Origin of the sequence: Pseudoalteromonas lipolytica (genome assembly GCF_001306915.1) — a bacterium.
Lineage (GTDB): Bacteria > Pseudomonadota > Gammaproteobacteria > Enterobacterales > Alteromonadaceae > Pseudoalteromonas > Pseudoalteromonas simplex.
In genome coordinates this window covers 168,046-180,359 of sequence record NZ_LJTC01000003.1, presented here as the reverse complement: position 1 = coordinate 180,359, position 12,314 = coordinate 168,046, and the positions used below count along the sequence as shown (strand labels likewise).

Sequence of the window (12,314 nt, the reverse complement as noted above, 5' to 3'; positions counted from 1 at the left end):
AACCTAATCAGTCTTTGTTTTGTTTCTCTTTTTCTTCTTTTGCTACTTGTTGATCCAGCTCTTTAATTGACTTATTTATATTGAATGAACTAGGTAGCACATCGACACCAACCCATTGCCCCAGCTTTACAACCAAAGGAATGGTAATAGGCGCAAAGGGTAAAACTGCAAACACACCTAAACCAAGCCCTTTTAAGATATCTAAAAACTGCTCATTAGCAGTATGTAACTCTTCTTTAGTAGCTTGGCCTTGGGTGTATCGCCTATAAATATGAAGCATTTCTTTTGTTTCTTGCTTTTCTTGGGCAAGTGCGATTTTGAGTGCTACCATAGCGCGCTTAAAACGTAATGTTTGACGCTTTTTGGTAATTTTAGCCACTCGAAATGGGGCTCGATGAATAACTTTATATAATCGCATTTAGTTATTTTCACACAGCATGCGACGTTCACAAAGCATAATTTACTTATATTAGATTTTACTTTATCCTTAATACTCTATTCGTAACTATTTTTCAGTATTAAAAATGAACCAACCTAAACAACAAGCTGAGCCAAAACCCAAAAAACCAGCTTCAGATGAGTGTTGTGGAGGTGGTAGCTGTTGCCCATGTGTATGGGATGAATACCGAGAAAAACTGCAACAATGGCGGTTAAGCAATAATTTGCAACAAGCTTAATAGACCGTTCCAAATCAAAAACCGTTCAAAAACCATCCAAAAAAGCCTTCCATCTAATTATTTTTGCATAATTTATATATTTTCTTACGCTAAAATCCAATATCGAGAATAAATTATCCTCTTTACTTTCAATAAGATAATCCACAAAAGAACGACAAAAAACAAAGAAACACCCACAAAACAACATAAAATTAACAATTTGCAAAAATTATTTACAGGATGTATAAGAGATTTACACCAAGTTCTAATACTTTATTTGGTGACATAATCATAACTATTCTAACTGGGGAAGTCGGAATGAAATTCAAAAATAATGCGCTACAACAAGCAATTAAATTTGCTTTAGCGACAACAACAGCAGGCCTGTTTGTGTCGGGTTCGGTTGTTGCTGCAGAGCAAGCAGCTGAAGAGACGAAAGTTAACAAAAATGTAGAGAAAATTGCCGTGGTGGGTACTCGTTCAGCACCACGTTCAATCGGTGATTCACCAGTACCCATTGATATCATTGGTGGTGAAGAGCTAGATAAAGGTGGTAACACTGATATGCTTGAGCTTTTAAAAGGCTCCGTTCCTTCTTTTAACGTTCACCAAAACCCAATTAGTGATGCTGCGTCACTTGTTCGCCCAGCTAACTTACGTGGCCTTCCTTCTGACAGTACTTTAGTACTTGTTAATGGTAAACGCCGTCACCGTGCATCTGTTATCGCTTTCTTAGGCGGTGGTATTAATGATGGTGCTCAAGGTGCCGATATCTCTGTTATTCCAAGTATTGCCTTAAAGCAAGTAGAAGTACTTCGTGATGGTGCTGCTGCACAGTATGGTTCTGATGCAATCGCAGGTGTAATGAACTTTGTATTAAAAGATGCCTCTGAAGGCGGCTCATTCGAAATACGTCAAGGTGAATACTACGAAGGCGATGGAGATACAACGCAAATTTCTGGTAACGTGGGTCTACCATTTACCGATAGTGGTTTTGCTAACTTAAGCTTCCAATATAAAACAGCTGATGCGACTAGCCGCTCAGTACAACGCCCTGATGCAGCCGCACTAGATGCCGCAGGTGTGCCTGAAGTATCTTCGTTAGCACAAGTTTGGGGTGCACCAGAAGTTGATGATGATATTACTATCTTTGGTAACATCGGTCTTGAGTTAAGTAATTCATCTGAATTCTACATGTTTGGTAACTACTCTGAGCGTGATGTACGTGGTGGTTTCTACTATCGTAACCCACACACTCGCCCAGGTGTTTACTCAAATGACGGCGGTGAAACACTGCTTGTTGGTGATTTAACTGGCGATATGAGCGGTAACTGTCCTACCGATATCATGATTGATGATAACGTTTTAGATAACCAAAGATACATCGATGAAGTTGCTAACAACCCAGACTGTTTTGCGTTTAACGAAATGCTTCCGGGCGGTTTTACACCTAACTTCGGTGGTAACATCACTGATACTGCATTAACAATTGGTACTAAAGGTGAAATCACATCTGGTTTCCTTGAAGGTGCATACTATGACTTAAGCGGTACAGTTGGTTACAACGAATCACGCTACTTCATCTATGACACAATCAATGCGTCATTAGGCCCAGAAAGCCCGCGCGATTTCAGCCCAGGTAAATACTCACAGTTAGAGAAAAACTTTAATGCTGATTTATCAAAAGGGTTTGACTTTGGTTTAGCTTACGATGTAAACGTTGCCGGTGGTCTAGAATGGCACGAAGAAACATTCACAGTTGTTTCTGGTGACGAAGCGTCTTTCACAGCTGGCCCACTAACAGAACAAGGTTTTGGTATCGGTTCAAATGGTTTCCCTGGTTTCAAACCATCTGATGCGGGCGAGTATACACGTCGTAACTATGCTGCATACGTTGATGTTGAAGCACCATTCACAGAAGACTTCTTAATGGGCTTAGCACTACGTTATGAAGATTATGATTCATTTGGTTCAACAACTAACTACAAGTTAACGGGTCAATACCACGTAACTGAAGACTTGAACATTCGTGGTTCAATCAGTACTGGTTTTCGTGCACCAACAGTTGGTCAAGCAAACGTAAGTAACGTTCAAACTAACCTAAGCAGCGGTGTACTTGTTGACTCGGCACTTTTACCACCAACAAACCCAATTGCAGTGCAATTAGGTGGTACAGAGCTACAACCTGAAGAGTCTCAAAGCTACACGTTTGGTGCAGTATGGACACTTGGCGACTTATTCTTCACTATTGACTACTACAACATCCAAGTAGATGACCGTATCAGTCAATCAGATAAAATTGAATTAAGTCAAGCAGATAAAGACACACTTGAAGCAGCAGGCGTGCCAAACGTACAAAACTTAGCGCAAGTAAGCTTCTTCACCAATGACTTTGATACAACAACGCAAGGTATTGATGCAGTAGCTAACTACTCAACTGATTTGTTAGGCGGTAGCTCAACATTCAGCTTAGCGTACAACTGGAACGACACTGAAGTAACTAAGTCAACAGACATTACTGGTGAATTTAAAGTAAGCCGTTTAGAAAATGACTTACCAAACCACCGTGCAACACTTAGCTGGGCACAACAATGGGAGAGCTTCTCTGCATTTACACGTGTTAACTACTATGGCGAATACCAAGGTGTTCACGTAGATTACGATGCAACAGCGAAAACAGCTGATGCTGCAGTAACGATTGATGCAGAAGTGACTTATTTCCTAACTGAAGAGCTTAGCTTCTCTGTTGGTGCGACAAACTTATTCGACCAAGAAGCAGAGAAACTTGATTTCTTCGATAGTACTGGCATCCCTAACAATAACTGGGGTGGTAAATACTACGAAACGTCGCCATATGGTATCAACGGCGGCTTCTATTACGTGAAAGCTACCTATACTTTCTAAATTTCTAGGTTGAGCAATCAACCTAGAAAGTCGATACCCCGGATTTTTTCTGGATATTTATAGTTAACCAAGGCGAAAGACATTTCGCCTTTTTCGTTTTATAGTAAATAAAAATAACAAATAACCCTCCATTCCTATGCTGTTAGAAAAAGCGAATCAACTACTGAATGAAAACAAGCTTAAAGAGGCCGAATTTCATTTTAAAACCCTTCTCGATTCAGATCCTGAAAATGGCGAAGCGTTATTTGGATTGAGCCGCATTGCACTGCGTTTAGAACGTTATGATGCCGCTGTTTACCTTTTACAAAGAGCCTGTGAACGACTACCGCACATGCTTGAACCACTCCATGCCCTTGCCGATGCTTTTAATGGCGTGCATTCACCGCAAGATGCCTTAACTGTACTCGAATATGCTAAATCAATTGCCAGCCATAACCCTGAGCCACATTACTACCTTGCCCAGCATTATTTAACTTATGGTGAGTTAGACAAAGCGTACAGTATTTTAAAGCATGCACTCGGTATGGGAAATTACCCAGTGACGGCGTACATTTTATTTGAACTAATACAGTTTGGGCGCTTTAACAACGAACAAAATTACATAAATGAGCTACACCAGTTTTTAACTTTAACCAATAATCTGCGTTTAAAAATGGTGTGTTATTATGCCCTTGGTAAAAGCTATGATCAGTTAAATGATACAGAACAAGCTTTTAACTACTTCAGCCTAGCTAATAAGCTACAAACAAAACTCACGCAGTTTAAAACCCGTGACTTAGTGCCTTTTTATCAGCGCATCATAGAGCAAAATACAGCTGAGCTAATTGATGCCAGAGACAAAACATTTACAGGCACAATTACCCCCATTTTTATAATTGGCATGCCAAGAAGTGGCTCAACGCTGGTAGAGCAAATGCTGGCAAGCCACAATGACTTTGCCAGCCTTGGCGAAGATGCCAGTATCAGTAATCAGGTTGTTGCATACCTTGAACAACAAACGCAACTCCTCTACCCAGATTGCCTAGCAGAGCTAAACCAAGGGCTAATTAACAATGCCCGCAATATTTATATTGAACGAATAAAACAAGCGCCAGTTGTGCGCCCTTTTATGATCAACAAGCTACCTGCTAACTATCAGTCACTTGGATTGATTTACTTACTCTTTCCTAACGCCAAGTTTATTAATATGCAGCGCGAATATGATGCAATTGCGTGGTCGGTGTTTAGCAACTATTTTGCTGAAAACGAACCTTATTTTTGTTCACTCCCAGAGTTTAAACAGTACTTTGATTTGTATCAGCAGTTAATGGAGCATTGGCAAAACGTGATGCCAGAAGCGGTTTTTGATTTAAGCTATGAAGCACTTATCAGTGACAGCGAACAAACACTAACAGCCCTGTGTAAGTTCTTAAACATCGAGTACAACACACAGTTTTTAGATTTTTATAAGTCAAAAAAACCGGTGGCAACACTCAGCAAAACGGCTGTAAGACAGCCGTTAACTGATAAAGCATTAGAGAAATACAAACGCTACGAGAGCGCAATGCACACGCTTATGCGTGAGTCTCAAACCAGTTCAACAAGTCAACAAACTGATCAAAACGCGCCTGTGGGTGAGTGAGCATATTAATGTGATCATAATCGACCTTATGGCCAAACTTACGGCCATAAATGGTCATCGTTTGCTTGCCGATGCCTGACTCTTCCATAAATTTTTCAATATCAATCGGCTGGCATAGGGCTTTATCTTTAACACCCGCCACATGCATAATGGGCGGCAGTGCCTTATCAGCTAATGCGTTGGCGTAATCAAAGCCATCGTCAGTATCGACCCAAGGTTTACGCTTAGCCCACTGCATACTTTGATAATGTGACTTACGGGTTTCATCATCACTGCCCCATTTCAGCTTTTTAGCCGGCACAAAGCCATGCTTACGGGCAACTAAGGGCGCCAACCCATACCAAATTAAATTACCTTGAATATACTTGCTTGGGTGATGGTTATACAAAGACCGTTTAGAACCAAAATAGCCGCAGGCTTTCACATCATCAATCAACTCAGGAAAACGGGCAAACACACTGTTCATTAACACCCCACCCCATGAGTGCGCCACCCAATAACGAGCGGGCTCGCCTTCAAGCTGTTTAATTTTATCTAGAAATGCGGGGATATCTTCTAAAATAGCCTCGGTTTGACCATACTTTGCATGCTTTGAAATCGCAGGTTTACTCTCACCACGACCACGCAAATCAGCCACATAGCAAACATAGCCATGCTCAGCTAAAAATGGTGCTAAACCTTTATTGCTGTGGGTGTAAAAGATTTTGCCATTTTCAACGGCACCATGCATAAAAAACACCGCAGGGCCTTTCACATCAGTCTTACTGATACGGCGTAAATGTAAAGTTTGGCTTTCGGCGAGTTTAATAAACACCGATTCTTGTTTAATCGTCACGTTTGACCTTTTTATTCTTATAGACTCATCGTACCAGTATCAAGTTACGCCAGTCTATACAGCAAAGCAAGAGTGATTTTGGCGATTGCCACTCAAAATGAGAATCTCAGGCACGATTAGATTTTGATTAAATAGTAACACCAATGCAGAGCCATTATTCATTGAAGTTAGAAGTTCGACTTGCACGAGCCTTTGGCTAAATGATCACTAACGAAAAGCTATGAAATGGTGCTGAAGTCTTTATAGATAAAGGGACAAAATTTTATGTAGGGAACACCGAAACAAAACCCGAGGGCATGCCTAACCAACAAACATTTTCCGTAGGCTTCAGTTATAAGTTCTAGCAACCATGATGCATAATAAAGTAGGCAATATATGAGTTATTGCTTACTTTATTAGGCATAATTTAGGTTTATTAATATCTTTAAGCTATCAAGGCTTGGTATTTCCTTTACTAACCAGGAACTATTATTTCTTACGGAAAACTTTCTCTAGTAGGCTTTAAGACCTTCATCAATATTATGGAACAATGGAGCATTGAACCGAAAAATCAAAATGTACTTTAGGCCTATATATTCAAAGCATACAGAATGAGAAAGTTTCTGGATTTAAAATACACATACCGAAGCCTTCTTTAATTCGAACTTATTATCTCATCCGAATATACAAATCATTACGAATTATTTTCCGTTAAGAACATCAAGCAAATATCCTTTGGTCTATTACCAAGAATGTAGAGAGGCAACTTGTGCGCACAAAGGTATTGATAAAGGTCGTTCCGTAACAAAACGCTCAAGAAGGAACCTCATTGTTTAGCTACCTCTGAAGAATAGATCTTTAGAGCATTTATGCTAACTAGTTTTTAGGGCTGTTATATTTATAACCCATCGCTGTACATTTATGACTTAGAACCGAAGGTCGGCTCTGTATAAAAGAAAGGCCTTGGTAACACTGTTATCACTGAACAGCGGACTGAAGCTGTAATTTATATTAACGAAGCGGCAGCGTTGCGTATAAATTGCTACGAAGGACAGCAGTTCCGGTGCATATCTTTGTTATGTGTTTGATTATTCGCTCTCATTAAGTGCAAAGAATGAGCTAAGCCAAGCTTTTGGTCCTTTATTAACGGCCTTGTTAGGCTAAATTATATATCGTGGCAAATTTGAACAAAAAGCTCATTAAGATGGAATTTATCTGCATCTTCCAGCTTATTTATACTGCGCAGCTCCTCTAATCCTTGCTCAATACCATCCGTCATATCAGAAAATGCTGCTTGCGCTGATTCCCATAAATGAAACCAGTCTGCTAGCGTGGGTCTAAAAGTAAGCTCGTGTGCATATTTATTTCTAATTTTATTGATTTGTTCAATAACCTCTTTTGATTTTAAATGAATAATCCCATTGATATATGCTGCATTAAGTATGCGATGAAAACTACTTTTCCGTAATTCATAGCCAAGACTTGGGTTTGATACTTCTAGACGCTTTCAAAGCATGTACTCAATCACCACGTGACCTTGAAGAAACCAATCAATATCAGGTCTTTCGTTCAAAGTCTCATAGTAAATATTCATTTCATCTTAAATATTCAAATTATATCCTACTTTGGCGAGAACGATTCAGCCTAACGAACCATTCAGGGACTATTAATAGTTGGCTAAAATAACGAACGCTGTATGGAAAGCAAACTGTTAAAAATCCCGCACTGCAATGGCTTGTTATATTTTTTCTGCTACATAGCTAGGTACATCGATCTTCTCGCCACCATTGCTGAAGTGATGTTCGAAGGCGTATGCCATTTTTTCTAAGGGTGCGCCCTCGTAACCTAATGTTTGGATTTCACTAATGTAACGTTCCATAAAAGGAACAGCTCCTAAATAGTTCCATTGCGCTACATGAACTAGTTCATGAAAATGTATACGTAAATTTGAAGCTATGTGTGGAAGGACATAATAAGTGTCTTTATATGTGATGCCATCGACTTCCATATCTATAAAATCTCCCAACCCCATTTGTCGTAATTTGGGAAAATTTGGTTTTGGAATCTTATCTACGACTACAAAGTACGCTTGCTTTAAAAATGACAAAGAGTAAAAACCTTCAAAATCGTCAAAAAATTGAGAGCAACAAACCCTTTGCTCTTTGAATTCAATATTTTTTTGATCAATCCATTGTTCAATTTGATTTAACATCACCACACTCCAGAAAATACCAACGCCCCCTTAGCGGCGTAAAATTGCAGGGTAAAATTAGCGATGAAGGAGCGCAAGCCTGCTCTTTTGCGTCCCTTGGTTTAGGCACATGTTATGTGCACATTACACCAACACTTCTCTTTTCGCATTTGCTAAAAAAGCAAGTTTTGAATTTTTACTTGCAGGTTGAAAAGTATTTGTGGCCTTAGATTGCACTTTAATTGTTGAAATTAAAGCACCTGCTATAGTCGCAATTGGTAATGTCATACCTGTTGCAAAGAAATCTATTAATGCTCCAGATGCTGCACCAACAGAAATATCTTTACCACTTAAATTCAGTTCTGCTGATAAATCAAACTTTCCAGTTTTATCAAAGTGCTCATTGGTTACATAATCCAAATCAGCTATTGATTTCGCTAAATCTGAAATTGCTCTTTTGGATGCTAAATCTTGATCAGCCGAACTTAAAACTTGCTCATATAAATCATCTAAGTGTGCATGAAGAAAATAAAGCTCATCTTTACGCTTTTCTTTAAACTCTAAAAGTTCATATATATCTACATCACCAGTTGGGACAGGTAATGAGGAAGCAAGATCCACACGAATAATATTTCTTCTTTGATTGAATCCATAAGGGAATTGGCATTCTCCCCCTAGCTGGTGAATAACCCAGTCTGTAGTTTTATCTTTGACTAATTCTTGTGCTACAACACTCTGGCAAGACAAAATGGCGTTTGTAACTTGGTCGCCCTCAAATCGACCTGTAAACCCAACACTAGGTCGCTCAACAGCACCTGATTTAATTAATTGTTCTTCTTCAGGCAAACCAATATAAACAAGATTATTTCCGGGAATGACAACTTTATCCCAATAAAGAATATAATAACGTAGTTCATCAATCGAAAGACTACGCTCCATTTGAAAACCTTTGGGTAACCTATTTATGATGCCTGGAGACGCTATTACACCTCTTTCCATCTTGCACACTCCTTGCTCAGTGCCCATAACAATTTAATAGTGCGCGCGTCACGAATCTTTCTGCCAATGTCACGCTCAGGTATTAATCAATCTATTAGTAACAAATAACGAAAAGCATTGCCAAATCGTATTTTTAATTAATCCTAAAGGTATTCAGAAAAAGAAAATGCGCTCGTCGCTAATTTTCTTGAATATGGGAGCGAAATAACTATGCTGTGTATTTTTACAGCAACCGATATTGGTACCTCACAAAACGTCTCATCTGTATTTTAATTAATCTTGTCATGTAGTGACTTACACAATTCATGATGCCTGAGGCGGTTACCAAACAACGAAGTGAGTCTATCTGTACCACCTGTTTTTTCATAAAACTCTTGTACTGTGATTTCTTTTTGCTCGTAGTTCAATAACTGCCAAAAACCGTAAAAGCCTCTAAACCAAAAATAATAGAACACAGCTCCTACGCCTAATAAAAGATATACCGCTTTACCTGCTTTTTGTTTGTATTTTATGGCGCAATAAAAAAACCAGATACAACTTAGTACAGCAACAATGGAAAACCCTAAAAAAGGTGTCACTACAGAGTTGGCATTATCCCAAAGTGAGCTTAGACAGGTTGAATGCCAATTTAACTGCATAGAAAAAATTAACGTAATTTTAAAAAGGAAGTACAATAAAACGGTTGTAAATACAGCATATAAGATACCACTTTCCTTGCTTTGTTCTTTTTTCAATTCTTTCCCTTTATGTTATTAAAAGCCCTGCATGATTATTTTACTGTTGAGTGGTTAGGTTGCTGTTTAAACCAAGTATGATAATTTCAGGTGAAGTATATGTTTACTAATCTCTATTAGTCTTTACACTCAAAACCTTTAGAGTCGACTTTAGCGATGTTGTCTTTATTGCCACACTCTTTAATTGCCATCTCTGTGTGATTGTGCTCATTGTATTGTTTAGCAATTGCGCCAAGGCTTAGCACAATTACTACAGCTATCACTATTTTTTTAATTTTAGACATAAACATTCCTTTGAAAATAAACTATTTAAATACAAACAGTTGCGCTTGCTATTTTTGATAAAACTTAATCAATAAGCGCCATCGAATTTAAATTGAAGTTATAAATAGAGAATGACTCACCTTCTTCTTTTAACGTGACGGTTATTTGTGCGTCTCCATTCGTGTATGAAACGGGAATTAAATAAGTAACATAAGTACCAGAACCACCTCCGGTAACAGCTTTAGAGCTAACATTTATAAATTCAAATTCACCTAGTTCTTTTAATTCGCCCAACTTTGAGAATGCACGCATGATTTTAGAAATATCTTCATCTGTGGCATTTTCAATTGATGATGGGGTCATATAGTTTTTGAGAATTTGAGGGTCCCATTGAGAGATATCTGTAATTGCTGAATTTAGGTAAGGAATAGCAGTTTCTTTGTAAGCAGAGGATTTATTCGCAGTCCAAATTGCTAAGAGTACAAATAAGCTAATTAACACTAAAAATGTTATACCAATTCCTTTAAGTATCTTTTTAACCATGATTTTTATTATTCTTTCCTTAATTGAATACCTTAGAATTTATCAGCTTTAAATGTCTTATGGTAGTACCCAATGTGACCCAATTTGAGTAGAAATTTTTAAACACTAATTTTAGTTGCTTGTATCATGGCCAATATACCCGTTCTTTCGCTCTTAACCTCAAGTAGCCCATACTTTAAGCAAAGCAACCTATCAGTTAACAAATAATTTTGCTTACCATGTTTAATAGACTAAATAAAAATAGCCAGAACCACTGGCTATTTTTATAAACACCGCCTATTCGCAGTAGTTATCTACGAAAGTTAAATCATTAATGTGCTCTGGTGCATCCATAACGTAACTAGAGTCAGCCGTTTGAGGATTAACACTGTAAATCTTAGCATTTTCGCCTGCTTTTCTTCCTGAAACATACAATGTTCCATCATCAGCAATCGCTAATCCTGAAGCCCAATTAATGCCGTGTTCACCAATTAAGGTTAACTCCATCGAACCATCATCAATGGTATAGAGTGATTGACCTGTTAATACGTAAAGTACATTATTATCAGCAGAATATGCTACATCACCATGTGAGAAAGAATCTCCTGAATAGCGCATCTTGCCTAGTACTGTTTTTTCTCCAGTTTGCAAGTTGTAGTCATACATATAGGTTTTACTTGTCGCACGTAAAGATTGTCCGTCTGCCGTGACTGCTGAACGATAAATTGGCCAAGATGTAGCATCAGCCTCCGCAACTTGAGCGCCCGTTTCTAAATCTAACGACCAAAGTTTTGACGCTTTCGTGCCCGAATCAAGTTGTTCCATGAAATAAAGTTTGCCATCATAACTTGCAATGTTTGAGGCCGTATTTTGCGCTCCTGCGACAACACTGTAAGTATTTGTCTCTAGGTCAAATTTATAAACATAACCCGTTTCAGAAGAACCAAAATTGTTAATACCAAATATACCAGAATGACAAGCCTGCTTTTGAGTGACAACAACGTTATCAATAAAACCGCCTAGACTATCACTCGCACCTGCGCCGCTAAAACGAATTTCTGAAGAGTTTGAATCTGCTTCTACAGATAATGTAAATGATTGCCAGCCTCTTTGCGTCGCATTTACGTTTAGTACTGTTGTTCCATTCCACTTCACATCAACTTTATTTGTATCATTGTTACCGTTAATACGAGGCGAGTAGTAAAATGAAACTTCATAAGTTTTTCCAGCCTCAGTTGCGACTGTTTGAAAGATGCTGTAATTAGAAGTAGAGTCTAGCTCGACATATTGATTACCTTGCTGAGCAGTAATAAGACCTAGACGCGATGTTTGAATTTCAAATCTTGCACCTTCACTTTGCCATCCGTTAACTTCATCTAACAATGTCCATGTTGAATTTACGACATCCAGTTCAAATGAGCCGTTTGCAATTAAATTGTCTGCAATTGCAATTTGCGAAGCAAAAAGCGAAGACATTGCTAAAATAGATAACTTCATATAATAATTCCCCAGATTAGTTGTATTCACTGCATTGTGAAAAAACAAACCACCTCAATCATTAAACTACTTATGAGTAGAAAAAGTTAATTGATAAAAAACTAACTTCTCT

The 12,314-nt window shown here is 38.4% G+C and carries 11 protein-coding genes; 3 read left to right on the top strand and 8 right to left on the bottom strand.

The annotated features are described in order from the left end of the window. Nucleotides 1-7 precede the first annotated feature (7 nt). Complete coding sequence (locus tag AOG27_RS06075; RefSeq protein WP_054552118.1) at nucleotides 8-418, bottom strand: hypothetical protein; 411 nt, start codon at nucleotides 416-418, stop codon at nucleotides 8-10. A 106-nt stretch (nucleotides 419-524) separates the two neighbouring features. On the opposite strand from AOG27_RS06075, the gene AOG27_RS21180 reads away from it, so the two are divergent. The 3 genes from AOG27_RS21180 (at nucleotide 525) to AOG27_RS06065 (ending at nucleotide 5,181) form a co-directional block, all read left to right on the top strand. After that, on the top strand, nucleotides 525-677 hold the full coding sequence (locus tag AOG27_RS21180; RefSeq protein WP_082389209.1) for an oxidoreductase-like domain-containing protein: 153 nt from the start codon (nucleotides 525-527) through the stop codon (nucleotides 675-677). 297 nt (nucleotides 678-974) lie between these two features. Then, on the top strand, nucleotides 975-3,560 hold the full coding sequence (locus AOG27_RS06070) for a TonB-dependent receptor plug domain-containing protein (RefSeq protein ID WP_054552117.1): 2,586 nt from the start codon (nucleotides 975-977) through the stop codon (nucleotides 3,558-3,560). 136 nt (nucleotides 3,561-3,696) lie between these two features. Beyond that, nucleotides 3,697-5,181, top strand: coding sequence for a tetratricopeptide repeat-containing sulfotransferase family protein (locus tag AOG27_RS06065; protein ID WP_054552116.1), 1,485 nt, complete (start codon nucleotides 3,697-3,699; stop codon nucleotides 5,179-5,181). On the opposite strand, the gene AOG27_RS06060 is transcribed toward AOG27_RS06065, so the two are convergent. The 7 genes from AOG27_RS06060 to AOG27_RS06035 form a co-directional block, all read right to left on the bottom strand. Then, nucleotides 5,114-6,016 (bottom strand): alpha/beta fold hydrolase, encoded by a 903-nt coding sequence (locus AOG27_RS06060; RefSeq protein ID WP_054552115.1) that lies wholly within the window; start codon nucleotides 6,014-6,016, stop codon nucleotides 5,114-5,116. The genes AOG27_RS06065 and AOG27_RS06060 overlap by 68 nt on opposite strands. Nucleotides 6,017-7,733: 1,717 nt before the next feature. Continuing rightward, nucleotides 7,734-8,207 (bottom strand): hypothetical protein, encoded by a 474-nt coding sequence (locus AOG27_RS06055; RefSeq protein ID WP_054552114.1) that lies wholly within the window; start codon nucleotides 8,205-8,207, stop codon nucleotides 7,734-7,736. A 123-nt stretch (nucleotides 8,208-8,330) separates the two neighbouring features. Next, on the bottom strand, nucleotides 8,331-9,185 hold the full coding sequence (locus tag AOG27_RS06050) for a DUF6236 family protein (RefSeq protein WP_054552113.1): 855 nt from the start codon (nucleotides 9,183-9,185) through the stop codon (nucleotides 8,331-8,333). 269 nt (nucleotides 9,186-9,454) lie between these two features. Continuing rightward, entirely contained in the window at nucleotides 9,455-9,919 is a 465-nt protein-coding gene (locus tag AOG27_RS06045) for a hypothetical protein (RefSeq protein ID WP_054552112.1), read from the bottom strand. Between the two features lie 116 nt (nucleotides 9,920-10,035). After that, entirely contained in the window at nucleotides 10,036-10,203 is a 168-nt protein-coding gene (locus tag AOG27_RS21570) for a hypothetical protein (protein ID WP_165385119.1), read from the bottom strand. Nucleotides 10,204-10,267: 64 nt separating this feature from the next. Then, the gene (locus AOG27_RS06040; RefSeq protein ID WP_054552111.1) at nucleotides 10,268-10,726 is read right to left on the bottom strand and encodes a hypothetical protein; all 459 of its coding nucleotides are present in this window, start codon (nucleotides 10,724-10,726) and stop codon (nucleotides 10,268-10,270) included. Nucleotides 10,727-11,002: 276 nt separating this feature from the next. Continuing rightward, nucleotides 11,003-12,202, bottom strand: coding sequence for a DUF642 domain-containing protein (locus AOG27_RS06035; protein WP_054552110.1), 1,200 nt, complete (start codon nucleotides 12,200-12,202; stop codon nucleotides 11,003-11,005). Between the last annotated feature and the right edge of the window lie 112 nt (nucleotides 12,203-12,314).

Bases quoted from the DNA above. Each gene is read 5' to 3' on its own strand.
- AOG27_RS06075 (WP_054552118.1), bottom strand. From the start codon at position 418: ATGCGATTATATAAAGTTATTCATCGAGCCCCATTTCGAGTGGCTAAA.
- AOG27_RS21570 (WP_165385119.1), bottom strand. From the start codon at position 10,203: ATGTCTAAAATTAAAAAAATAGTGATAGCTGTAGTAATTGTGCTAAGC.
- AOG27_RS06035 (WP_054552110.1), bottom strand. From the start codon at position 12,202: ATGAAGTTATCTATTTTAGCAATGTCTTCGCTTTTTGCTTCGCAAATT.
- AOG27_RS06050 (WP_054552113.1), bottom strand. From the start codon at position 9,185: ATGGAAAGAGGTGTAATAGCGTCTCCAGGCATCATAAATAGGTTACCC.
- AOG27_RS06040 (WP_054552111.1), bottom strand. From the start codon at position 10,726: ATGGTTAAAAAGATACTTAAAGGAATTGGTATAACATTTTTAGTGTTA.
- AOG27_RS06070 (WP_054552117.1), top strand. From the start codon at position 975: ATGAAATTCAAAAATAATGCGCTACAACAAGCAATTAAATTTGCTTTA.
- AOG27_RS06055 (WP_054552114.1), bottom strand. From the start codon at position 8,207: ATGTTAAATCAAATTGAACAATGGATTGATCAAAAAAATATTGAATTC.
- AOG27_RS21180 (WP_082389209.1), top strand. From the start codon at position 525: ATGAACCAACCTAAACAACAAGCTGAGCCAAAACCCAAAAAACCAGCT.
- AOG27_RS06065 (WP_054552116.1), top strand. From the start codon at position 3,697: ATGCTGTTAGAAAAAGCGAATCAACTACTGAATGAAAACAAGCTTAAA.